19 protein-coding genes and 4 pseudogenes are annotated in these 21,736 nt (G+C 59.1%); 15 read left to right on the top strand and 8 right to left on the bottom strand.

All coding sequences use genetic code 11. From position 1 onward, the window contains the following. Positions 1 to 193 precede the first annotated feature (193 nt). A pseudogene (locus tag RGCCGE502_RS16555) lies at positions 194 to 583 on the bottom strand (GFA family protein). Between the two features lie 302 nt (positions 584 to 885). Between RGCCGE502_RS16555 and RGCCGE502_RS34525 the strand changes: the two are divergent. Next, positions 886 to 1,104, top strand: a complete 219-nt coding sequence (locus RGCCGE502_RS34525; RefSeq protein WP_016555324.1) for a type 2 periplasmic-binding domain-containing protein — start codon at positions 886 to 888, stop codon at positions 1,102 to 1,104. Positions 1,105 to 1,280: 176 nt separating this feature from the next. Here RGCCGE502_RS34525 and RGCCGE502_RS35345 read toward each other — a convergent pair. Further along, positions 1,281 to 1,466, bottom strand: a pseudogene (locus tag RGCCGE502_RS35345) (ABC transporter ATP-binding protein); the annotation flags it as partial. Here RGCCGE502_RS35345 and RGCCGE502_RS16545 point away from each other — a divergent pair. The 3 genes and pseudogenes from RGCCGE502_RS16545 to RGCCGE502_RS39195 form a co-directional block, all read left to right on the top strand. Further along, positions 1,466 to 1,768 (top strand): annotated as a pseudogene (locus RGCCGE502_RS16545) (adenylate/guanylate cyclase domain-containing protein); the annotation flags it as partial. The pseudogenes RGCCGE502_RS35345 and RGCCGE502_RS16545 sit on opposite strands and share 1 nt — an antisense overlap. Positions 1,769 to 2,313: 545 nt before the next feature. Then, positions 2,314 to 2,742, top strand: a complete 429-nt coding sequence (locus RGCCGE502_RS37965) for a DUF8612 domain-containing protein (protein ID WP_244441710.1) — start codon at positions 2,314 to 2,316, stop codon at positions 2,740 to 2,742. Next, a complete protein-coding gene (locus RGCCGE502_RS39195) occupies positions 2,643 to 2,957 on the top strand; it encodes a DUF4143 domain-containing protein (protein WP_439332343.1) in 315 nt (104 codons plus the stop codon). Before RGCCGE502_RS37965 ends, RGCCGE502_RS39195 begins: the two co-directional genes overlap by 100 nt. Before the next feature lie 204 nt (positions 2,958 to 3,161). Here RGCCGE502_RS39195 and RGCCGE502_RS16535 read toward each other — a convergent pair whose 3' ends face one another. Genes RGCCGE502_RS16535 through RGCCGE502_RS16525 form a run of 3 tightly spaced genes read right to left on the bottom strand, consistent with a single transcriptional unit; the run spans position 3,162 to position 5,944 of the window. Next, positions 3,162 to 4,301, bottom strand: coding sequence for a mandelate racemase/muconate lactonizing enzyme family protein (locus RGCCGE502_RS16535; protein WP_016555321.1), 1,140 nt, complete (start codon positions 4,299 to 4,301; stop codon positions 3,162 to 3,164). 10 nt (positions 4,302 to 4,311) lie between these two features. Then, entirely contained in the window at positions 4,312 to 5,220 is a 909-nt protein-coding gene (locus RGCCGE502_RS16530) for a dihydrodipicolinate synthase family protein (RefSeq protein WP_016555320.1), read from the bottom strand. 13 nt (positions 5,221 to 5,233) lie between these two features. Further along, positions 5,234 to 5,944 carry a GntR family transcriptional regulator gene (locus RGCCGE502_RS16525; protein WP_016555319.1) on the bottom strand — a complete coding sequence of 237 codons (711 nt, stop codon included), beginning with the start codon at positions 5,942 to 5,944 and terminating at the stop codon, positions 5,234 to 5,236. A 129-nt stretch (positions 5,945 to 6,073) separates the two neighbouring features. Here RGCCGE502_RS16525 and RGCCGE502_RS16520 point away from each other — a divergent pair, with 129 nt between their 5' ends. The 10 genes and pseudogenes from RGCCGE502_RS16520 to RGCCGE502_RS35340 all read left to right on the top strand — a co-directional run. Continuing rightward, positions 6,074 to 7,669, top strand: a complete 1,596-nt coding sequence (locus RGCCGE502_RS16520; RefSeq protein WP_016555318.1) for an ABC transporter substrate-binding protein — start codon at positions 6,074 to 6,076, stop codon at positions 7,667 to 7,669. 24 nt (positions 7,670 to 7,693) lie between these two features. Continuing rightward, positions 7,694 to 8,755, top strand: a complete 1,062-nt coding sequence (locus tag RGCCGE502_RS16515) for an ABC transporter permease (RefSeq protein WP_016555317.1) — start codon at positions 7,694 to 7,696, stop codon at positions 8,753 to 8,755. A gap of 4 nt (positions 8,756 to 8,759) precedes the next feature. Then, complete coding sequence (locus tag RGCCGE502_RS16510) at positions 8,760 to 9,671, top strand: ABC transporter permease (RefSeq protein ID WP_016555316.1); 912 nt, start codon at positions 8,760 to 8,762, stop codon at positions 9,669 to 9,671. Further along, positions 9,664 to 10,512 (top strand): ABC transporter ATP-binding protein, encoded by an 849-nt coding sequence (locus RGCCGE502_RS16505; protein WP_016555315.1) that lies wholly within the window; start codon positions 9,664 to 9,666, stop codon positions 10,510 to 10,512. Before RGCCGE502_RS16510 ends, RGCCGE502_RS16505 begins: the two co-directional genes overlap by 8 nt. A 1-nt stretch (position 10,513) precedes the next feature. After that, complete coding sequence (locus tag RGCCGE502_RS16500) at positions 10,514 to 11,275, top strand: ABC transporter ATP-binding protein (RefSeq protein WP_016555314.1); 762 nt, start codon at positions 10,514 to 10,516, stop codon at positions 11,273 to 11,275. A 339-nt stretch (positions 11,276 to 11,614) separates the two neighbouring features. Continuing rightward, positions 11,615 to 13,273: an acetolactate synthase large subunit gene (locus tag RGCCGE502_RS16495; protein WP_016555313.1), complete on the top strand. Its 1,659-nt coding sequence runs from the start codon at positions 11,615 to 11,617 to the stop codon at positions 13,271 to 13,273. Then, positions 13,263 to 14,654: an aldehyde dehydrogenase family protein gene (locus RGCCGE502_RS16490; RefSeq protein WP_016555312.1), complete on the top strand. Its 1,392-nt coding sequence runs from the start codon at positions 13,263 to 13,265 to the stop codon at positions 14,652 to 14,654. Before RGCCGE502_RS16495 ends, RGCCGE502_RS16490 begins: the two co-directional genes overlap by 11 nt. 805 nt (positions 14,655 to 15,459) lie before the next feature. Further along, on the top strand, positions 15,460 to 16,155 hold the full coding sequence (locus RGCCGE502_RS16480) for a glutathione S-transferase N-terminal domain-containing protein (RefSeq protein ID WP_016555310.1): 696 nt from the start codon (positions 15,460 to 15,462) through the stop codon (positions 16,153 to 16,155). Between the two features lie 128 nt (positions 16,156 to 16,283). Continuing rightward, a complete protein-coding gene (locus RGCCGE502_RS16475) occupies positions 16,284 to 16,571 on the top strand; it encodes an MOSC domain-containing protein (protein ID WP_016555309.1) in 288 nt (95 codons plus the stop codon). Further along, positions 16,481 to 16,833: pseudogene (locus RGCCGE502_RS35340) on the top strand (2Fe-2S iron-sulfur cluster-binding protein); the annotation flags it as partial. The gene RGCCGE502_RS16475 and the pseudogene RGCCGE502_RS35340, both read left to right, overlap by 91 nt. 49 nt (positions 16,834 to 16,882) lie before the next feature. On the opposite strand, the gene RGCCGE502_RS16470 reads toward RGCCGE502_RS35340, so the two are convergent. After that, positions 16,883 to 19,726 carry an ATP-binding protein gene (locus RGCCGE502_RS16470; RefSeq protein ID WP_016555308.1) on the bottom strand — a complete coding sequence of 948 codons (2,844 nt, stop codon included), beginning with the start codon at positions 19,724 to 19,726 and terminating at the stop codon, positions 16,883 to 16,885. A gap of 258 nt (positions 19,727 to 19,984) precedes the next feature. On the opposite strand from RGCCGE502_RS16470, the gene RGCCGE502_RS16465 reads away from it, so the two are divergent. Then, the gene (locus RGCCGE502_RS16465; protein ID WP_016555307.1) at positions 19,985 to 20,680 is read left to right on the top strand and encodes a response regulator transcription factor; all 696 of its coding nucleotides are present in this window, start codon (positions 19,985 to 19,987) and stop codon (positions 20,678 to 20,680) included. 69 nt (positions 20,681 to 20,749) lie between these two features. Here RGCCGE502_RS16465 and RGCCGE502_RS39080 read toward each other — a convergent pair whose 3' ends face one another. Both RGCCGE502_RS39080 and RGCCGE502_RS16460 read right to left on the bottom strand, forming a co-directional pair. Then, positions 20,750 to 21,010, bottom strand: coding sequence for a response regulator (locus tag RGCCGE502_RS39080; protein WP_016555306.1), 261 nt, complete (start codon positions 21,008 to 21,010; stop codon positions 20,750 to 20,752). 266 nt (positions 21,011 to 21,276) lie between these two features. Then, a complete protein-coding gene (locus RGCCGE502_RS16460) occupies positions 21,277 to 21,471 on the bottom strand; it encodes a hypothetical protein (RefSeq protein ID WP_016555305.1) in 195 nt (64 codons plus the stop codon). Positions 21,472 to 21,736 lie beyond the last annotated feature (265 nt).

Genomic DNA, 21,736 nt, shown 5'->3' with positions numbered 1-21,736 from the left:
GTGAGCGGTTATGAGCGCGACCATCTGCCTGCCGAGCTCTCTGATGCTCCGGTTATGCCCATTCCTTTCGAGCAAGCAAAATTAGTCCACTGTCTCGCTTTGCTTCTCGCACCCTGGCGCAACGCGCGCTTTTGATCCGCGAGGCAACCGCGGTCTGAAATGCCGCTTGTGGGAGGCAGGTGCAACCGCCGGGTTACTTCGACAGTTCGTCGACGGTGACCGCCACCCAAGCGTGGCGGTACTCGTCGTAAACGGTCTGGGATGGTTTCAGGCCAAGCGTACTGTCGAAACAGCCGAGAGCGACAGCGGTCAAACCTGGCCTGAAGTATGGCTTCCAGAAAACGGCCGAACCGCAGGTGGGGCAAAAATGAAATTCGAGCGATTTCCCGCTATCTTTCGCTTTTTTGTAGGTCGTTGACGAACCAATTTTCTCGGTTAGCTCGGTATCGAAGAACACCGCTACGCCGAAGCTTGATCCTGTTCGGCGCTAACAGGCATTGCAATGGCAGACCGAGACCTTTCTAGGTTGGCCAGAGGTGACAATGGAAAGGGCACCACACGAGCACGACGCAGTCCATTGCATTTCAAATTCCCTCTACGGTCTCCGCGACCGATCAACACCACTTTAGCATCCCATTCCGAACGCAACAAAAAGGTGCAAGCGGCCCCAATTGCGGCAAATTAATATTGCTCCGGGAAGTGAGGGATAGAGACTGGAGCGGTTTCTGGCGCTATCCACAAGGTGCTCGGCTGCATAGTCGATACGCTGGACAATTGGCCGTACAGCGCTTCATGGTCGAAGCCTCATATGCGCCCTTCGTAGCGATCACCGGGACGTCGGCGAGACGCAAACCAGCGAACGATACGCGGGCATGAAGCACGTCAATGTCTTTCGGCCGGGCAGGATGCGTGCAGGCATCTTCCAGGCGTGCCAGCAGCGGGGATTGGAGCGCGCTCGCCGTCTCCGTGACCCATCTCCTCGCGGCTCCCGAAATGATCGCGCTAAGCGATGACTGCGCGACGGTTGCCTTGGCTGATCTGCCAACGCCTCTCGCGCGACACGCGGCTGAAGATCTCGCCGGCCCCGCCGATCTCGGCACTTAACCGGTCGAGCTGACGTGATATGAGCGTTAACGGAACGACCCCGCCAGTCGTAGGCTGAGGAATACGAGTGCCAACGTGGCAAAGGTGCATGGCCTTCCTGTTAGAAAGCCATGCATGATCAGGCAGCAGGTTGAGATTTTAGGCCAGAGGGTGGTGGGGCTACCTGGCGTTTCGATTCATGCGACCAGTCCCTTGGTTAGCTCAAGCGCCTGGCGCTCAAACAAACGGCGATAGATGCCGTCGCTGCGCCGGATCAGCGCCTGGTGGTCGCCCTCTTCGATGATCTTGCCCTTACCGAAGTCCAGCAGCCGAGCGAGCGCCCGCACCGTCGACAGCCGATGGGCGATGACAAGTGTGGTGCGATGGCGTCCTGATTGAATTTGCTAGCGTCGTGGACGCGGTTCAATGCGCGGCCGTAATCCAGCGGAGGATGTCAGGCAGAGATCAGGGAGTCCCAGACGAACAACCCATGCGGTTTCGCGTCGGGATCAACCTTGGCGACATCATTGTCGAAGCCGATGACATCTATGGCGACGGCGTCAACATAGCCGCCCGTCTACAGGGAATTGCCGAGCCTGGCGGAATTTTCATATCCGGCACCGCGTTCGACCAAGTCGCTCATAAAGTCGATGTCGGCTTCGTGGCTCTTGGTGAGCATCGGCTGATGGGCCGTGGGTTAACTTGTCATGTCCCAGGCAAGGAGAACCGCCCGTTCGCGGTGGAAGGCTCTCCCAGAGCCGCGATCGGGCAAGGGCGCAACCCTATTTGAATAGAATACATCGAAACTTCGGAAGTCGGTTTGACGCGTGACTTCTCGGCCGCTGCGTGTTTCCCGGCAGAAATCGGTATAAATCTGGATATGCCGCGCAAAACGTCGCACTTTTAATTAGCCGTAGCGTGAATTAAAAAATGCGGGACCTGTGCTTTAAATTAGCCGGCGACCCAGTTAATGATAGCCGATGACAGATTCGCCGCTACCGAAAAAGCTGATCGAACACTGAGCCCGACCGATCGTCGAAACTGCGCTGGCTGACACACGAGTCGTGCTCATCGCCGGTCCGCGGCAAGCCGGAAAGACGACCCTTGCGCGACAGGTCTCTGGCTCCGATCGTCCATTTATAACACATCGATGATGTTGGTACGCTTAACGCAGCAAGGACCGATCCGATCGGCTTTATCCGAGGTATCAAACGGGCCCTGATCGACGAGGTGCAACGGGCGCCCGAACTGATACTTGCGATCAAGGAAAGCGTTGACCGCGAGGACGAGCCCGGACGGTTCTTGCTCAACGGCTCAGCCAATCTGGCCACCGTTCCGGCCATTGCAGACTCGCTCGCCGGTCGTATGGCGGTCCATTGCTGCCATTTGCCCAATCTGAGATTCAATCCACTCCGGGTCGTCTGCTGGATCGGTTTTTTCGCTGGAGAGGAGCCTTCCGCCTGGCAAAACACCGTCGTTGGCGACGAGCTGCGGTTGACGGTGCTACAAGGTGGCTATCCAGAAGCTTTGCGTCGGCCGACGCCCCGCCGGCGGACTGCTTGGCTGGAAGATTATGTGAATTTGATCCTCGACCGCGACGTGGTGATATCGCCAACATCGATCAGTTGGACCGGCTTCCGCGGCTGCTCGATGTCCTAGCGGAACACGCCGGACAATTGGTCAATCAGAGCAGTTTCGGTGTGGCGCTCGGATTGTCGAGCATCACCGCACAGAAATACGTGGCTATCCTTGAGCGCCTCTTTCTGATCAGGACACTTGTCCCGTGGTCCAATAACCGCTTGAGCCGGCTCGTCAAGACGCCAAAGCTTCACTTGAAGGTCTGCTGTCAAGTTTATATCTGTCCATATTTGTAAGCCTAAAGGCCATATTTATTGCCTTTCTCAAACCTCGACTTTTTTCATCTAGGTAGGGGCAATGTCCGCGACTGAGGAATCTCAGGCGAATAGCGTTTGCAACGACGGGCCGTGGGTTCTTATCCCTTCAAGACCACTAGGCCCACATTTCTGGATCGAACGCTGGCTGCAGCGCACTCGCGCGGCAGCCAGGCGTGAAGCCTATCAAGGATAGGCCGTCGCGCCATCGGGTTTGCGGGTGATCTTCCGCTCCCAGTGAATGTAGTCCTCCGTCTGCAGCGCCTTTTCGTCGATCTCCAGACCCCAGCCGGGTCGATCAGGCCGTAGCTCCATGTGGCCACCGACGGGCATGTAGGGGTCGGCCGCCCACGGCGCGTGGACGTGCGGCTTGAACTCCAGCACCTTGAAATTCGGCTGGGCCGCGCAGAAGTGGATGTTCACCGCAGTTGCCAGTGGACCCATCGGGTTGTGCGGCGCGACCGTCACATAGTGCGCCTCGGCGATGGTCGCGATACGCCGCATTTCGCTGACGCCACCGACCACGCAGATATCGGGCTGGATGATATCGGCGCCGCGGGCCGACAGCAGCGACAGGAACTCGAAGCGCGAATAGAGCGATTCACCGGTTGCCAAGGGAACGGTGACCTTTGATTTCAACTCCGCCCAAGCCGGGATATGTTCCGGCCGGATTGGCTCCTCATAGAACAGTGGATCATTTGGCGCGATGGCGGCGGCGAGCTGGACGGCTTGGTAGGGTTCGGAGATCTTCGCATGGGCGTCGAATGCATAATCGAAGTGCGATGGTGTGATCTCGCGGATCTTGCCGAACCAGTCGCCGGTCTCCTTGACGAGTTCGCCCCAGCGGCCGACATGAAGGTCGCGGCGATAGGGGCTGAGCTTGAAGGCAGTGTAACCGTACTTCTCGTTCAGTTCGAGCGATTGATCGCGTGCGGCTTCCGGGTCTGGTGCTGTATAGACGCCGCAATAGACCTTGACCCGATCGCGTACGTTGCCGCCGAGCAGCATGTAAACAGGCAGACCGGCGGCCTTGCCGGCGATATCCCAGAGCGCGTGATCGATCGCCGAAATCGCCGCAAGGCCGAGCGCACCTGGCGGAAAGCGGCATTGCTGGTTGAGCTTGAGAACGAGGAATTCCACGCGCCGCGGATCCTCGCCCTCGACCTGATGAAAGAGGTAGTCGAGAAGGGGCGGCAGCGCCCAGTCAGGGCCGTGGTTGTAGCACTCGCCCCAGCCGGAAATCCCTTCGCTGGTTTCGACTTTGAGAAGCAGGCGAGGGCGATCGTCCACGCGCTGCATGTAGGTCTTGAAGCCTGTGATATGCATGGGATCTTCCTCAGGCCGCGCGGCTCTTTTCGGCGACATTGTCGACGATGGCGCGCAGGTCCGCGCGTTCGGCTTCGGTCAGGCTCTCGACGCCGGGAACGCGTACGGGGCCGACATCGGTTCCGAGCATGCCGAGCGCTTCCTTGACAACGGTGACATTGGCGCCGTTAAGATATTTGGTGCGCAGTGCCTCGAAGCCGGCGATATCGTCGATGAGCGCGCGGGCGGCGGTGTAGTCACCCTTTTCCAGCGCCTGGTGGATGGCGTGCGAACGTTTCGGGAAGACGTTGACGAGGCCGGAGGTGAAGCCACGGGCGCCCATGGCATAAAAGGCCGGCGCCCAACCTTCGGCGAGGCCGCAGACCCAGATCGCCGGCGCATCCCTGGTCGCGCGGATCACCTCTGCGAGGAGCATCAGATTGCCTGATGCAAACTTGATCCCGGCGATATTGGGGTGAAGCGTGAGCTTGCGGAAGTCGGCGACGGAGAAGGTGTCGCTGCGCACATAGGCGATGACAGGAACGGTGCTGGCGTCAGCAAGCTCAAGGAAATACCGGGCCTGGTAGCTTGGGCCGGCGAAGGGGTCCATCGGGTGATGACCCATGATCGCATCGGCGCCCTCGGCGATGGCATCGCGGGCGAGCGCCTTGGCTTCTGTCAGCGAACGGCCGACGGCGGCACTGACCAGCGATTTGCCGGCGGCGGCCTTGATCGTCGCTGCATGGACCGCGCGCACTTCGTCCATGGTCAGGGTGAAGAACTCACCGGTGTTGCCGGCCGCCATAAGATTGTGGACACGCGCATGGGCGAGGCGGGTGATCAGGGCCGAGAGCTTGGCGGTATCGACGCTGCCATCCGCTTTGTAGGGGGTCACGGGCACGCCCGATATGCCCGTCAGGGCCTTTCGGATCTTTTCCATTGCCTCGGTCACGTCAGATGTCCTCCTTCTTATTGAACACGATGTTGAGGTAGGTTTCGCCGGAACGGACGACGTGGTCGCGCATGACGCGTTCGGCCTTGTCGCTGTCGTTGGATATGATTGCGGCGGCGATCGCGGCATGTTCGGCCAACGCCTTGCCGCGCTCGAGCGGATCGGAATGGATGACGCGGCGTATGCTGGCGTCGTAGAACTGCTGCCGTTCAATCATGCGCGAGAGATACTGGCACCGCGAAGCGATATGGATCTGTTCGTGAAACGTCTCGTTGAGCGAAATCAGGTCGTCGGCCGCGCCGTCTTCGGTCGCCTTGCGCATCAGCGCGACGGTGTCTTCCAGCTTGCCGGCCTCGGCCTTCTCAATGCGTTTGGCGGCCAGGTGCGCAATCATCGATTCCAATGCGGCGCGCGCCAAAATCATCTCCTCGGCCCAGCCCGCATTGAAACGGATAAGCACGCCGCGGCGTGGCAAGGTCTCCACCAGCCCCTCCGTCTCAAGCTGGCGCAAGGCTTCCTTGATGGGCGTGGTGCTGACACCAAGCTGCTCGGCGAGCTGACGTTCGTTAACCCGCTCGTCCGGCGCAAAGCGACCGGAAAGGATCGCCGCTCGCAGCGCCTTGTGCACATGGTCGCGCAGGGTCGTCAAAAACCGCGGGTCGATTTTTTCGATGCGGTCTGCACCAGGCTCTGTCGATGCCTCTTTTTGCATGTCCCGAAAATTCCCCCGTTGACGGCAAAATCGTTTTGTGAGATCTGATATACCAGATTTCAGATCAATGTCGATATGAAAATTCGCGTTCGGGGCGAGGTCCGGCGCACCAGGGAGGAGAATAGGACGATGAAAAGACGCAGTTTTCTGATGGCATCGGCTATGATGGTATCGACGCTTGCCATGCCGCTCGCAGTGCAGGCTGCAACGCCGAAGGACCAGCTGGTGATCGCCACCAACATGTCCTCCATGCGCGGACTGGATCCCAACGAGCTCAACCAGCTGGAATCGGCGGAAATCGTCGCCAACCTCTATGAGCGACTGATCGTGCTCTCCGCCGACGACATCACCAAGCCGCAGCCGGGTATTGCCGAGAGCTGGACGGTTTCCGACGACGGAAAGACCTTCACCTTCAAGATCCGCTCCGGCGTGACGTTCCATTCCGGAAACCCGCTGACCGCCAAGGACGTCGAGTGGTCGCTGCGCCGCCTGGTGAAGCTCGGGCTGGCACCTTCAGTCGATCTTCGCCAGTGGGGGATCACCGACAAGAATGTCGATGAGCTGATCAAGGCGACGGATGATGCGACCGTCGTGCTGCAGACGCCGGAGGTTTGGAACCCGAACCTGATCCTCTTCTCGCTCGCGAGCTTCTCGACTTCGATCCTGGACAGCCAGCTTCTCGCCAAGAACGAGAAGAACGGCGACATGGGGCGCGAATTCCTGCAGACCAACGATGCCGGATCCGGCCCCTATTCGCTCAGAACCTGGCGCGTCAACGACCTCCTGATCTCCGACGCCTTCAAGGATTACTGGCAGGGCGCGCCGAAGATGCGCCGGGTGATCCTTCGCCACATGCCGGAATCGTCAGGCCAGCGTCTGCAGTTGGAAGCCGGCGACGTCGACGTCGCGACGCGTCTTTCCTCCACCGATCTGGCGGCGATTGAAGCGGGCGGCAAGGCCGATATCCAAAAGACGCCGGGCTTCGGCTTCTACTATCTGGCGCTCAACCAGAAGGACGAAATCCTCTCCAAGCCTAAGGTTCGCGAGGCATTCCGCTACCTCATCGATTACGACGGTCTCGCCAATACCGTCATGAAATATTACGGCATCAAGCAGCAGACGATCATTCCCGGCGGCCTGCCCGGCGCCAGCACGGATAATCCCTACAAGCTGGATATCGACAAGGCCAAGCAGCTCTTGGCGGAAGCTGGCTATCCTGACGGATTCTCCAAGGTCTATTACGCAACGCCCGTCACACCGGAATACGAAGTTGCCCAGTCGCTGCAGGCGAACGCCGCCAAGGCCGGCATCAAGCTCGACCTGCAGGGTGGCGACCATATCGGCAAGTTCCGCAATCGCGAATTCGAGATCTTTTCGGCGCGCACCGGCGAACGCCTGCCCGACCCGCACGCGGTCCTGGCGTCCTATGCGACCAACCCGAACAACGCCGACGATGCGAAACTCTCCGGCCTGATCGCCTGGCGCTCCGCCTGGGAGGTTCCAAAAGACATCCAGGACATGGTCACGGCGGCCGCGCATGAAACAGACCAGGAGAAGCGCGCCGTTCTCTACGCCAAGATCAACAAGGCCTATCTGGACGCTTCACCGGCCCTGATCACTTCCTTCCAGCGCACTGACGCGAAGGCGGTCAGAAAGGAAGTCAAGGGCTATGTCGGTCATTCGACCTGGCTCACCCGTTGGGACACCGTCTCGAAGGGCAAGTAAAGCCTTCCTGTCGAGGAGAATGATGTGAGTATCTCGCAGACATCTGGAAACGCGCCAGCAGGCGGACGTGCAGCGCTTGGCGCGCTGCGCAAGGTGACGGCATCCTTTGCCGTCATCCTGACAACGCTACTTGGTCTGCTCGTGATCACCTTTGTCGTCGGCCGCATGGTTCCCGCCGATCCGGTTATCGCCGTCATCGGCGACCAGGCCGATCACGAGACCTATGAGCGCGTCTACAAGGAAATGGGGCTCGATCAGCCGCTCTATGTGCAGTTCGCCACCTATCTCGGCAATGTCGCGCATCTGGATTTCGGCCAGTCGCATGTGACGAAACACCCGGTCGCAAGCGATCTCGCCCGCGTCTTCCCGGCAACGCTGGAACTTGCCACGTTGGCTACGATCATCGGCGCCGGCTTCGGTATCCCGCTCGGTATCATTTCCGCTGTCCGCAAGGGCACCTGGGTCGATCACCTGGCGCGTATCGTCGGCCTGCTCGGCCACTCGACGCCGATCTTCTGGCTGGGCACGATCGTCATCCTCGTCTTCTACGCAAAGTTCGGCCTCATACCCGGCAGCGGCCGCCTCGACGTCTATAATGAAGGGCTGGTCGAAGGACCGACCAATTCCATCCTCGTTGACGCGATCCTTGCCGGCGAGTGGGAGGTGTTCTGGGACGCTCTGCTGCATGTCGCGGCTCCCGCGCTGATCCTCGGCTATGCCGCGATGGCCTATCTCAGCCGAATGAGCCGCAGCTTCATGCTCGAGCAGTTGCGGCAGGAATACGTGCTGACCGCCAAGGCCAAGGGCCTCGGACAGCGGGCGATCGTCTGGCGCCACGCGTTCCGCAACATTCGCGTTCAGCTGCTCACGATCGTCACTCTCGCCTATTGCGGCCTGCTTGACGGCACTGTTCTAATCGAGACGGTTTTCGCATGGCCCGGCCTCGGCCAATACCTGACGTCGGCGCTGTTTTTCGCCGACATGAACGCGGTGCTCGGCAGCGTGCTCCTCATCGGCATCATCTCGATTGCCATCAACCTCTTGTCGGACCTGACCTATCGATTCCTCGATCCGCGTACCCGGTGACATCATGGCGACCCGCTATTTCAACGATCTGCACAATTGGCTGATCAACGAGGAGTTCTCCTCGACACGTCAGGCACGGCTCCACAAGGCCTATGTCCTGTGGCTGAACCTGATCGCCAATCCTTTGGCCTTCGCCGGCTTCCTCGTCGTGCTGATGTTGGTTTTGATCGCAACCATCGCGCCGCTGCTCGCAAACCATGATCCGATCGCCCAGGATCTGAGGATGGCGCTGAAGCCGCCATCCTCCGCCAACTGGTTCGGCACCGACGAATTCGGCCGGGACGTCTACTCACGTCTCGTCTACGGTGCCCGCACGACGCTCTACATCAGCATTCTGGTGACGGTCATCGTTGCGCCCATCGGTTTTGCGATCGGCGCGACCGCCGGCTATCTCGGCGGCTGGGTCGACGTCGTCTTGATGCGCGTTACCGATATCTTCCTGTCCTTTCCAAGTCTCGTGCTGGCGCTCGCCTTCTCCGCTGCCCTCGGTCCTGGGATCGAGAATGCGGTGGTCGCCATTGCACTCACCGTCTGGCCACCGATCGCGCGCTTGGCGCGCGCCGAAACGCTGACGTTCCGTGCCGCCGATTTCGTCGTCGCAGCCGAGTTGCAGGGCGCGGGCATGGGACGCATTCTGTTTCGCCATATCGTGCCGCTTTGCGCGCCGTCGATCATCATTCGCCTGACGCTTAACATGTCGAGCGTCATCCTGACGGCCGCCGGTCTTGGCTTCCTCGGGCTCGGCGCGCAGCCGCCGATGCCCGAATGGGGCGCCATGGCGGCCGCCGGGCGGCAATACCTTCTCGACGCCTGGTGGCTTACGACCGTTCCCGGCATCGCCATTCTTCTGGTCAGTCTCGCCTTCAATCTGCTTGGCGACGGACTGCGCGACATCATGGATCCCCGCAATGCCTGAACAGTCAAAACCGATCCTCTCGGTCAAGAACATGTCGGTGCAGTTTCCGACGCTGTCCGGCGTGGTCAACGCCGTCAAGAATGTGAGGTTCGATGTTGGCCGCGAGAAAGTGGGCATCATCGGCGAATCCGGCTCGGGCAAGAGCACGACGGGACGCGCGATCATGCGACTGCAGCCCGATACTGCTCGCGTCGTTGCCGACGAGATGCGCTTCGAGGACGTCGATCTTCTGGCCGCCAGCGAAGCCGATATGCGCGCGATCCGCGGCAGCCGAATTTCGATGATCCTGCAGGATCCGAAATACTCGCTCAATCCCGTCATGACCGTCGGCGAGCAGATCGCAGAAACCGTCATCCTGCATGAGCGCCTTGGAAAGAAGGCGGCGCGGGAGCGCACGCTCGCCATGCTGGAGAGGGTGAATATCCGCGACCCGCAGCGGGTCTTCAATCTCTACCCGCACGAAGTTTCCGGCGGCATGGGCCAGCGCATCATGATCTCGATGATGCTGATCTCGTCACCCTCGCTGATCATCGCCGACGAGCCGACTTCCGCACTTGACGTGACGGTGCGCCAGCAGGTGCTGTCGATTCTCGATGACCTGATCACCGAGCGCAATATCGGCCTGATCTTCATCTCCCACGACCTCAACCTCGTGAAGAGTTTCTGCGACCGCGTCATTATCATGTATGCGGGCCGGATTGTGGAAACGATCGACGCCGCCAGGCTCGACGAAGCAACCCATCCGTATACACGCGGCCTTCTTGAGGCACTGCCAAGTCTCGATCATCCTCGAGATCGTCTGGAAGTGCTGAAGCGTCAGGCAAGCTGGGCGGAGGCGTGAGATGTCCATCATATCGGTAAATGATCTCGCCGTGTCCTTTGGTAGCGGCAATGATTTAAAGCAGGTCGTGAAAAGCGTCGCCTTTGAGGTCGCGCCCGGCGAGACATTCGGCCTGGTGGGCGAAAGCGGTTGCGGCAAGTCGACAGTGCTCGGCGCATTGGCCGGACGCATCAAGGGATGGAGCGGCGCGGTTTCGATCGACGGCGACATGGTCGGCCCGAAGCGGTCGCGCGCGCAGCTGGCCAAGCAGCAGATGGTGTTTCAGGATCCGTTCGGCTCCCTGCATCCGCGTCACACAATCGGGCGCACGCTGCTGGAGCCTCTCGAAATCCATGGGTTGGATCGAAGGCAGGAGCGCGTCGAACAGGTGCTGCGCGACGTCGGCCTGCCGCCGGGCTTCCGGCATCGCTTTCCGCATCAACTGTCCGGCGGGCAGCGGCAGCGCGTGGCCATTGCCCGTGCTCTCATTCTCGAACCGAAGATCCTCCTCCTCGATGAACCAACCTCGGCACTCGACGTCTCGATCCAGGCCGAGATACTCAACTTATTGAAGGATCTACGCGAACGCTCGAAGCTGACCTACATTCTAGTCAGTCATGACATGGCGGTCATCGCGCATCTCTGCAATCGCGTGGCGGTCATGCAGGACGGCGTTTTTGTGGAGATTGCAACTCGGAAGCAACTGTTAGAGGGTGGTGTCCAGCATTCCTACACGAAGACGCTGCTGGATGGGAGCAGGGGGTATATCCCCCATCCAAGGTGACATGAGAATGGTGCGCCACGAGAGGCTGCCTTGCCCGCACGACTCCATTTGCTGGGATCCGCGTCTAAGAGAGCATAAACACGCCGGATCAGCGACTTACTGCGGTGGCAACTGTCGGATCGCAGGTTCGACTCCCTTCAAGGCAAATATTTGCGGTATCCCAAATTGGCGCGAAAGGTGTCTCCTTTCTCGCGATCCTCTGCAGGCCGATTAAGCACACCTAATCTGCGATACATGCACCGAACTACCGTTGGATCGGATCGGGAAGGCGCTTATGTTTGCACTCGCTCCATCGCGATCGCTCATGGATCGACCTGATAACCAAACGAGGCATTCGTCATGACCAAAGGCTCCGATCTCCTGGTGGCCGCACTCGAAAACGAGGGTGTCGAGCGTATCTTCGGTATTCCAGGCGAAGAAAATCTCGATGTTGTCGAGTCTATCCGCAAATCGTCCATTCAGCTGGTGCTGTCCCGGCATGAGCAGGCGGCTGCGTTCATGGCCGCGACCTATGGCCGCCTGACAGGCAGGCCGGGCGTCTGCCTGACGACGCTCGGGCCTGGCGCCCTGAACCTTTCGACGGGCGCCGCATATGCGCTGCTCGGCGCCATGCCGATGGTGATGATCACCGGTCAGAAAGGCATACTTTCGTCGCGACAGGCCCGTTTCCAGGTAGTCGACGTGGTGGCGTCGATGAAGCCGCTTACCAAGCTTGCCAGGCAAATCGTCTCGCCGCAGATGATCCCGACAATGGTTCGGGAAGCCTTCCGGATCGCGCAGGAGGAGAGACCGGGTCCGATCCATCTCGAGCTCCCTGAGGATATCGCTGCCGAGGAATGCGCACCGGTCGCTCTGGTCGCCCCGCATCAGCTGGAGCTGCCGATCGCGAGCGACGCGGCGCTCGATCGCGCGGCCGCCCTCATTACTGCGGCAAAACGCCCGCTCCTCATGTTCGGGGCAGCCGCTTCGCGTCCTCGGTCGACGTCGGACATCGCACAATTCGTCATCCGCACCGGCATTCCGTTCTTCACGACCCAGATGGGCAAGGGAACGGTCCCCGGCGGAACAGAGCTCTACATGGGCACCGCTGCACTGTCGGAGCGGGACTATGTCCATGAGGCGATCGAGCAGGCCGATCTCATCATCACCATCGGCCATGATACGATCGAGAAGCCGCCCTTTATCATGGGCAAGGATGGTCCGAACGTTGTCCATGTCGGCTATCAGCCGGCAACCGTTGAGCAGGTCTATTTCCCGCAATCGGAAGTCATCGGCGATATCGGCCCATCGTTGAAGGTCCTGGCGGATCGCCTCGAAGGCAAGCTGCCGAACGCGCAAGCCCTTCTTCACCTGCGCGAGCGCATCCTTGAGCGCATCGCCGTTCGGGCGACGGAAGATCGCTTCACGCCGCAGCGGCTGGTTCATGACATCCGGGAAGTCATGCCGCATGACGGCATCCTGGCGCTTGACAACGGCATGTACAAGATCTGGTTCGCACGGAACTATCGGACCCGCATGGCGAACACGCTGCTGCTCGACAACGCCCTTGCGACAATGGGCGCCGGTCTCCCATCGGCCATGGTTGCCTCGATGCTCTATCCGGAACGGCGTGTCATGGCGGTCTGCGGGGATGGCGGCTTCTTGATGAATTCGCAGGAGATCGAAACGGCCATCCGGCTGAAGCTGAATCTTGTCATCCTCGTCATTGAGGATGATGCCTATGGTATGATCCGCTGGAAACAGGCCGTGGACGAGTTTCCAGACTTCGGGATGACGTTTGGCAACCCGGATTTCGTGAAATATGCGCAATCCTACGGCGCCAAGGGGACCAGGGTCGACGACATCAGCCAGTTCAAGCAGGCGCTCGAAGATGCCTTTTCCGGCGGTGGCGTTCATCTGGTGAACGTTCCGGTCGATTATTCAGAAAACGAACGTGTGCTGGTGAAGGAATTGCGCGAGCGGCTTCCCGCCATCCTGGAGGATCAAGATGACGCCTAACCTGAAGGTCTATCAGGCATTCGATCGCGCGCTCATTGCCGAAATACCGGCCGATGATGCCGCTGTTCTCGAGCATAAGCTCGATGTTGCCGCGAAAGCCTATGCCGATCGTAGCGCCTGGCTACCCACTCATCGCAGGATGGCTATCCTCAGAAGAGTGTCCGAGCTTCTATCGGAGAACCGTGACCGCTTTGCCATCATGATCGCCCGTGAGGGTGGCAAGCCGCTGACGGATGCGATCGCGGAGGTCACGCGCGGGATCGATGGTCTCGTCAACGCGGCGGATGAGCTGCGCAATTTTGGTGGCAAGGAAATCCCGATGGGCCTGACTGCTGCCAGTACCGACCGATGGGCTTTCACCACCAAGGAGCCGATCGGCGTCGTGGCGGCGATATCGGCGTTCAATCACCCCCTCAATCTCAACGTCCACCAGATTGCGCCCGCGGTGGCCGTTGGCTGCCCCGTCATCGTCAAGCCGGCGGCAACCACACCGATTTCCTGCATCGAGATCGTCAAGCTGTTCTGGGAGGCGGGACTGGACGAGCGCTGGTGCCAGACCTTCATCACGGAAGACAATGCGCTTGCCGAGAGCTTTGCTACGGATCAGCGCGTCGCCTTCCTGAGCTTCATCGGCTCGGCGAAGGTCGGCTGGTATCTGAAAAGCAAGCTGCCGCCGGGCACGAGATGTGCGCTGGAACATGGTGGAGCAGCCCCGGTCATCGTCGATCGCAGCGCCAGCATCGACGCAATCGTCGGCACGATCGTCAAAGGCGGCTATTATCACGCGGGGCAGGTCTGTGTGTCGGTGCAGCGCCTCTTCGTGCACAATGACATCCTATCCAACTTCACCGACGCGCTCGCCGTCAGGGTCGCAAGCCTTCACGTCGGCGACCCCACTCTGAAGGAGACGGAGGTCGGGCCGCTGATCCTGCCGCGCGAGACGGATCGCGTTGCAAGCTGGACCAAGGAAGCGACCGATGCCGGAGCGAGGCAATTCGGGGGAGGGCGACTGTCGGAGACCACGCTTCTGCCTTCCGTCCTGCTCGATCCGCCAGCGGACGCCAAGGTGTCGCGGCTCGAGGTATTCGGACCGCTGACCTGTGTCTATGGCTATAGCGATCTCAATGAGGCGATCCGTATCGCCAATTCGCTGCCATATGCGTTCCAGGCGAGTGTCTTTTCCACCGATATAACCGTCGCGCTCAAGGCTGCAAAGCATCTCGACGCGTCGGCTGTGCTCGTCAACGACCACACGGCCTTTCGAACCGACTGGATGCCTTTTGCCGGACGCAGGCAGTCGGGGTATGGTGTCGGAGGTATTCCCTGGACGATGGAGGAGATGGCCGACGACAAGATGGTGGTATTAAACGGCGTCAGTTGATCCGCGCAACTGGCTTGCAGGAGTATGATGGTCTCGCAGTGCTGTTTCCATCTACAACCAACTGAAGGTGATGGTCTTCACGGTATGTTGTAACCGGTCCGCCTTCGGACCGCTTAGCACAAACTCCTACCGCGCTCGCCCAATCTCCGTGAATGGACGCGCGCCGAGGTTTCGCTACTGCTATGTTGGCAGGCGTTTCGCGCCGCTCTCACCGATGAACTCCATCAATGTCGCGACGCCTGATCCACGGCTGACCCGCGTCGATAGAATACGAGATTGTTCTGCCTTATATGCCGTTGGAGGCTTTGCGAAGCCCTCCAAAAATGCCCACATCCGTCCACAGGTGCTTTAAGAGCGACGTCTCCTGAAAACTTAGTCGTACGCCTCGTCGGACATAGATACCCATTAGTCGGGACAGGGGATCCCACCGCGCCAAACTCGATGTTCACATTTGCACAGTGGGCTGGGCATTTTTATTTCCAGATAACTTCGATCTCGACGCCCCAGAACCGGCAGGGCATGCCAACAGCCGACGTCAACGGCTGGGTGTCCACAACCTCGATCGCGAAGCTGATTGCATTCCGATCTCCGATGTAGCGAGCGCAGTGACGGGTTCGGCGATTTCTGCAGGCGGATTTTGACATTGGCAGTATCCGCCCGCAATTTGCAAGCGCGGTCTTCGATACCATCGTGTGATCGACGGGGGCAAATTGAAGTGCGACAGTGACCGCCATGAACAGATCATGGTGTTAGCTGGAGCGGTGGTGGACCGGTTCGAGAGGACGCTCAGCGCGGGTGTATACTGATGGTCGGGACAATTGGAGACGACTTGGCGCACGCTGCCCTCAATCTATATTTCTGGCCGACACCCAATGGCCGCAAGATTACGATCATGCTGGAGGAGCTCGAAGTCCCCTATAGGCTGACCTACGTCAACATCCGACGCGACGAACAGTTTGCGCCCGATTTTCTGCGGATCGCGCCCAACAACAAGGTTCCCGCTCTCGTGGATGCCGACGGGCCGGGCGGTCAGGCAATTTCAATTTTCGAATCCGGAGCAATTCTTCAGTATCTTGGTCGGAAGTTTAACCGCTTCTATGGCGAAGACGAAAGGCAGCGGGTGAGGGTTGACGAATGGCTGTTCTGGCAGGTCGCTGGACTGGGACCGATGGCAGGCCAGGCGAACCATTTCCGCAATATCGTCTCTGAACACGTTCCTTACGCAATCGAGAGATTCAGCGGCGAGGTTCGTCGTCTCTACCAGGTGCTTGAGAAACAACTCTCGAACATTGAATATATCGCCGGACCTTATTCGATCGTCGATATGGCATGCTTCCCGTGGGTCGTTCAGCACAAGAATGCCGGGATCGATCTTTCGGATTTCCCAAGCGTCGGCAAATGGGTTTCGCGAATGTCGATCCGGCCTGCCGTCGAGCGCGCCCTGCTGGTCGGAAAGGAAGAGCGCAGGAGACAAAAGCGCGAGCTCCGGTATCAGGGATAGGCTCAATCGTCAGTGGCGTGATGGCCCGATCAAAAGCTCGAAATGATCTACGCTGCATTCCGGGCGGATGAGCGTGCTGCGCAATTGCCAGTTCCGCCCTGCGAAGCCCATGAAATGGAGAGGTGTCGATGGCCCAACTGCTTTCCCTGAATGTCGGACTTCTGCGCAACATTCCATGGCGGGGACAGGTGGTCAGCACCGCCATCTGGAAGGAGCCCGTAAAGGGGCCACGCATGGTTCGCAGATTGAACATTAATGGAGACGGGCAGGGCGATACCGCCGGCCATGGCGGTGAAAACCGGGCGGTGTTCGTCTACCAGATTGACTTCATACCGAGGAATTTGGCGCGGGCAAATCCCCGACGCCCGGTATCGCTGAAAGACATGTGCGCCCTCCACATGCCCCGGAGGGCGTGACCGGTTCTGGTCCGATGATCTCGTTTGCCCGCAGCGGCCTGTTGTGCGGTGGAGTTCCACATTCGCCAGCCTGCTCGAACTGGCTGAAGCCTGCGATGTACCGGCGCGTTGGTCATGTCGTACGGGCGTTTGTCACAATTGCGAGACAGCGATAATCGCAGGCGACGTGTCGTATCAACCGGATCCGATCGACCAGCCAGCAGAAGGCAATGTCCTTTTGTGCTGCTGTCATCCGACAAGCGATGCCGTTCTTGACCTCTAGGGCGTTTGTCCGAAAGGCGCGCTCCTGCTCGTCTCAGAGGCACGTGGTTCTATGGCAGTCGAGCGAGAAGACGTTCGGCCTGACGCACAAGTGGGTTCTCGAACCCCTCGGACAGTCGAAGATATACGCTTTGAAGCATTGTTCTCACTCCGCTCACTCCCCTCTGCTGGCGCAAGGTTGCGAGGTCGATCGTGGCAGCGAGCTCAGAGATGACCGCGCCTTGCTCGCGACTCCAGGTGATGGCCTCAGACAGGCATTCTTCGACGGCTTCTTCGTGATAGCCGCCCTTCATCAATAGGTTTCCTTTGGCGCGCAGCAGGTCAGGCATGTGAGAGACATCACCACTCGCAGTTACTCCAGCTATGGCTTCGCCCAGAACGGTCAGCGCCTCGTCATTGCTACCGATCTCAGCCACCCCTCGTGCAAGCGCGATGGTAAAGGTAGTCGTGAAGAGTTCATACTTAGCGGCGTGCAGATCGGCGAGCGCTGACGTCAGCATCGGAACGCCGCTGCCCGCATTGCCGGACCGGACGGCGAGCAGACCCCTGTAGGCGCGTGCTGCCGCCAGATATGGCTCGAGCGAATGGAGTTCTGCGCGAGCTGTAAACTGGTCGAGGAGCTCCTGCGCCACCTTCACGTCTTCCATGGCAATGTAGAGTGAGATCGCCCAGATCAATGCGATGGACAGTGTGACTGGATGGTCCTTTTCGAACGCGTCCGAAATCGTTTCGTCGGCGCAAGATCTCGCCCGATCGGCAAAACCTTGCAACCAAAGGGTCTTCGCAAGGAAGATGCCAGCAAGATCGTGCCCGTCAAAGCCGAGGTAAATTGCGGCAGGATCGAGGATTGGCGATGGATTCTGGTGGGCGGCCTCAAGTTCGGCGCGGGCGCCAGCAAGGTCTCCTGTGTGGGTCAGCGATATTCCAATGATCGAATGCGCAAGCGCTTCAGTCCCTGGATCATTGACGAATTTTGACAAGCGCGAAGCGTTTCGGCCGAGTTCGATCGCCGTTCTGAAATCGCCTATCCTTAGATGGTACATCGTCAGGGGTGCCAAGAGCTGCAATTGGCTGCGGATATCGTTTTGCTTTTCGGCAATTGCGAGACTTCGGTTCAATGCCTCGCGCGCGTCATCGTTGCTGCCCCGCGTAAACATCACCGATAAGCCAAATGCGGCCTGAAGATGCATTTCGTCGGGAGAGCCGGACTCCTGCGTGCCAAGGGCGCGAATTGCCGTCCCGCACCATTTGTAGCAGTCGCCCAGAAGTGACAGACCGAGAAAGATCGGGGCGGCCCGCGCTGCAAGGCGTATCCCAGCGGGCTGATCGCCCGACTGTCCAAAACACCATTCCAATGCACTTCTGACGTCGTTGAGACTGTCGAGATAGCGCGCACGGGCGCTGGTCTCGCGAAGTGCAACGCCTGCCAGAGCATTGTTTTCGAGCCAGCCGATGCAGTATTCCGCATGACGTCTTGAGAGATTTCGGCCCGCAACCGGGTCGCCTTTCAGTGCAATGACGTAGGCGCGAGTCGTCGCAAGCAGCCGATAACGCGTGGCACCGTTCAGCTGACGGGATGCAACCATGGACTTCCCAACCAGGTTCTCGAGCGCTTCGATGACCAGGCCTGCGGCGATCTCCCTCGGGGCGACGCCAATCGCTCCATCGAGCGTGAAATGACCCGAAAAAACAGCGACGCATCTTAAAATCACGCGCTCCATCGGCGAGAGGAGCTCGTAGCTCCAGTCAAGGGTAGCCTGGAGGGTCCTCTGTCGTCCCGGAGCTGATCGGCGACCTGGCCACGACAGTGAGAGGTGTTGGTCGAGAAGTTCTGCGGTCTGTCGCAGTCCCAGTGCTTCGACACGTCCCGCCGCCAGCTCGATTGCAAGGGCGACACCATCCAGTTTCCGGCAAATCGCCGAAACGAGCCCGGCGGCGTCGCGCGTATGCTCAATGCGGGCGCCAGTCGCTTTGGCGCGCTCCATGAAGAGTTGCGCTGCGGGAAAAGCGAGAGCGTCCTCGGCGGTCATTTGAGCCCCATCTGGTGGCACCTCGAGCGGATCGAGTTTGAAGACGGATTCACCCGCCACCCTCAGCGCTTCCCGGCTGGTTGTCAGAAGGTAGACCTGCGGCGTTGCATTGAATATTTCCGTCGTAACGGCAGCGACGGATTCGACGACGTGCTCACAATTGTCGAGGACAAGAAGGATCCGTTGGTTTCGCAGAAACGTTACGAGACTCGGCGTCGGATCAATCGATCGGACAGCAATACCCAGCGTCGATGCGAGTGAGGTTGGCACCATGCTCGGATCGTCTAGCATTCCCAGATCGAGGAAAAGCACGCGACCAACAAAAGGCTCCAACATTTCGTGCGCAACCGCCAGTGCCAAGGTCGTTTTGCCAACGCCACCCGGCCCGATAATGGTTACGAACCGCGATGAAATCAGCTTGTTCGACAGTTCGTGAATGCCATCGCGCCGGCCGATATACTGGCTGATGCGCGGCGGCAGGAGATGCGACGCCGTGACGTCTGTACCCACTCGCGCAACCGGTGTCACTGCCGACCGTACCGGCACGACGAAGCGGTAACCGCGACCGGCGACCGTTACGATGAGACGCGCACCGTTCACACCGTCTCCCAATGCCTTGCGCAGGTTGGACATGTGAAATCGGAGAGTGCTTTCCTCGACGGTGATATCAGGCCAGACGCTGTCCATGATGTCGGCCTTGCTGAGAACTGCGTCGGGATTGCAGGCAAGCTGGATCAGGATGTCGAGGGCTCGGCCGCCGATCTCCACCGGCTGGTCATCTAAGGTCAGAAGACGTTCACTCAGATTAAGGCAAAATCTGTCGAAGAAAATTTCACCGCTAGATGCCACTCGCTCTGTAAACATGCAGCGCGCTTCCTTTAAAGGCGTTCAAATCTTAGCTGAATAAACCGCGCAGTTCCATCGCCCCCCGACGCCATGAGATTCGCCGGTTCATCAACGTCTAATAATTCCAAGCACTATCAAACAGGCTATTCCGGGCCGCCTCTGGCAGAGTGAAGAGCAATGAATGCTCTCGACCGTCAGATCGTCATCTCCGACGATCGTTACGGCCGAAGGACCGAGGATGCCGGCAAGGGCCGGTGAACGACTGGAGGAGTCGCTATGCTCAGGATACTTCACCAGAACAGAACTGGTGCGCCATACCCCACCGATACGTCTACACCGCTGATCTACATTGTCGACGACGATGTATCGGTGCGTGAGTCATTGGAAGGATTGATCCATTCCTGTGGTTGGCGCGCCGAAACACATGGTTGTGCCGCGTCATTTCTGGCACGTCCGAGACCGGATGTGCCAACGTGCCTGATACTGGATCTAAAACTGCCGGACCTCTGCGGTCTCGACCTTCAGGGCATGATCTGCGGCAAATGCGATGCAATGCCGATCATTTTCATCACGGGTGTCGACGACGTGACCGCCGCGGTATGTGCGATGAAGGCTGGAGCACGCGAATATTTGTTAAAGCCGCTTCCCGATGACCGATTGTTGCTTGCGATCGAAGATTGCATTGAGCTAAGCAGAAACCAGTTAGCGCGCCGTCTCGAACTATCAACCATGTCAGAGCGATACCAATTGCTAAGCCCACGAGAGCGCCAGGTGATGTCCCTTGTCTGCGCCGGGTGGCTGAATAAGCAGGTCGCCTTCGAACTTGGAATCAGCGAAATTACTGTGAAGGCGCATCGCGGTCAAATGATGAGAAAGATGAATGCTCATTCGGTGCCCGAACTTGTCGTGACTGCAGCGCGTCTCGGGATTTTAGATACCGGCCCGCTGGTCTCGCTGTCGGACCTACATTGAAGCCGAGACCCATCGCTGAGTGAAATCACGACCATGTTCGGTATCGTCGGTGATACCGAAAAGAAACAGTTAGGCTTCTCCGATGGCATGCGCGAGAGCATCCTGCAAAGCATCGTCCTGTAAGGGCTTCAAAAGGCAGTCTGTCGCTCCTTGCTGGATGAGCCTTGATCGTGCGGATTCGTCTTCAACGCCGGTGATAAACACGACCGGGAGATGGATTTGTGCAGCGATAGGCGACTGGTAAAGGTCGGGGCCGGACATTCCAGGCATCGAAACGTCCAGCAAGAGGCAGCTGGTTGGCGCCTTCAGGCGATTCAAAGATGATGACATGGACCAAATCAATGTCTCGTCCATAACCGCGGAAGCGGCGAAGTCGGTGATTGGTCGATAAACCAGCCGCGCCGCACCACGCGCTCATAATCAAGCCCCTCTTCCTTGATCGGGAGAGGGGCTTTTTGTATTTAAGCAATCAGTAAGGTTGCCGGCGCATTCTGCAGCCCATCAGGGGGAACAATGAATGTTTCGACCAAAGATGCTCTTTCTCACGCTGGCCGCGATGTACATGGCGCTTTTCTTCGTTCCCCATCTGTGAAGCGTCAAAGTACTCGTATCCGGTTGCCATCGAGCATCTGGATCAAGCCGGCAGATTGCATCGCATAGAGGGCATTGACAACCTCGTCCTCCGTAAAATGCATCTCGATCACGAGCCGGGGTCCGATCTCAAGCAGGTCGATAGGTGTCCCGCGTTGGACCTTACTGTTGGCGGCTTCTCTGAGGTCTCGGTCGCTCATGGGATCCTAGATAATTTCGGTTTCCTATAACCAAGGGGGGCTAAACGGTTGTCGGACCTTGGTCCGTCTAACCCAAGGCCATTGTCGGGTGTATGATCTCAGTGAGGGGTATGCTGACCGGCGGCACTCTGTTCGCTGGGCAGCAAGGGGAGGCTTCCAAGCGTCATGGTAAAGTCGCTTGGGGCTTCGCTTCAGGGGGTGTCATGTGCAACGCGCAGGAAGCGGTAAAATATCGGCTGGCGAGAAGCATGGTCTACGATGGCAA

The sequence above is a fragment of the Rhizobium grahamii CCGE 502 genome, assembly GCF_000298315.2.
Taxonomy (GTDB): Bacteria; Pseudomonadota; Alphaproteobacteria; order Rhizobiales; family Rhizobiaceae; genus Rhizobium; species Rhizobium grahamii.
Note: the sequence above shows the minus strand (reverse complement) of the source record. Positions and strands in the feature narration are given on the sequence as shown.

Excerpts from the sequence above, each read along its gene's own strand:
- RGCCGE502_RS16480 (WP_016555310.1), top strand. The coding sequence starts at position 15,460 with ATGGTCGGGACAATTGGAGACGACTTGGCGCACGCTGCCCTCAATCTA.
- RGCCGE502_RS16500 (WP_016555314.1), top strand. The coding sequence starts at position 10,514 with ATGTCCATCATATCGGTAAATGATCTCGCCGTGTCCTTTGGTAGCGGC.
- RGCCGE502_RS16525 (WP_016555319.1), bottom strand. The coding sequence starts at position 5,944 with ATGCAAAAAGAGGCATCGACAGAGCCTGGTGCAGACCGCATCGAAAAA.
- RGCCGE502_RS16530 (WP_016555320.1), bottom strand. The coding sequence starts at position 5,220 with ATGGAAAAGATCCGAAAGGCCCTGACGGGCATATCGGGCGTGCCCGTG.
- RGCCGE502_RS16520 (WP_016555318.1), top strand. The coding sequence starts at position 6,074 with ATGAAAAGACGCAGTTTTCTGATGGCATCGGCTATGATGGTATCGACG.
- RGCCGE502_RS16505 (WP_016555315.1), top strand. The coding sequence starts at position 9,664 with ATGCCTGAACAGTCAAAACCGATCCTCTCGGTCAAGAACATGTCGGTG.
- RGCCGE502_RS16470 (WP_016555308.1), bottom strand. The coding sequence starts at position 19,726 with ATGTTTACAGAGCGAGTGGCATCTAGCGGTGAAATTTTCTTCGACAGA.
- RGCCGE502_RS16535 (WP_016555321.1), bottom strand. The coding sequence starts at position 4,301 with ATGCATATCACAGGCTTCAAGACCTACATGCAGCGCGTGGACGATCGC.
- RGCCGE502_RS16490 (WP_016555312.1), top strand. The coding sequence starts at position 13,263 with ATGACGCCTAACCTGAAGGTCTATCAGGCATTCGATCGCGCGCTCATT.
- RGCCGE502_RS39080 (WP_016555306.1), bottom strand. The coding sequence starts at position 21,010 with ATGTCATCATCTTTGAATCGCCTGAAGGCGCCAACCAGCTGCCTCTTG.
- RGCCGE502_RS16465 (WP_016555307.1), top strand. The coding sequence starts at position 19,985 with ATGCTCAGGATACTTCACCAGAACAGAACTGGTGCGCCATACCCCACC.
- RGCCGE502_RS16475 (WP_016555309.1), top strand. The coding sequence starts at position 16,284 with ATGGCCCAACTGCTTTCCCTGAATGTCGGACTTCTGCGCAACATTCCA.
- RGCCGE502_RS16510 (WP_016555316.1), top strand. The coding sequence starts at position 8,760 with ATGGCGACCCGCTATTTCAACGATCTGCACAATTGGCTGATCAACGAG.
- RGCCGE502_RS16460 (WP_016555305.1), bottom strand. The coding sequence starts at position 21,471 with ATGAGCGACCGAGACCTCAGAGAAGCCGCCAACAGTAAGGTCCAACGC.
- RGCCGE502_RS16495 (WP_016555313.1), top strand. The coding sequence starts at position 11,615 with ATGACCAAAGGCTCCGATCTCCTGGTGGCCGCACTCGAAAACGAGGGT.
- RGCCGE502_RS34525 (WP_016555324.1), top strand. The coding sequence starts at position 886 with ATGTCTTTCGGCCGGGCAGGATGCGTGCAGGCATCTTCCAGGCGTGCC.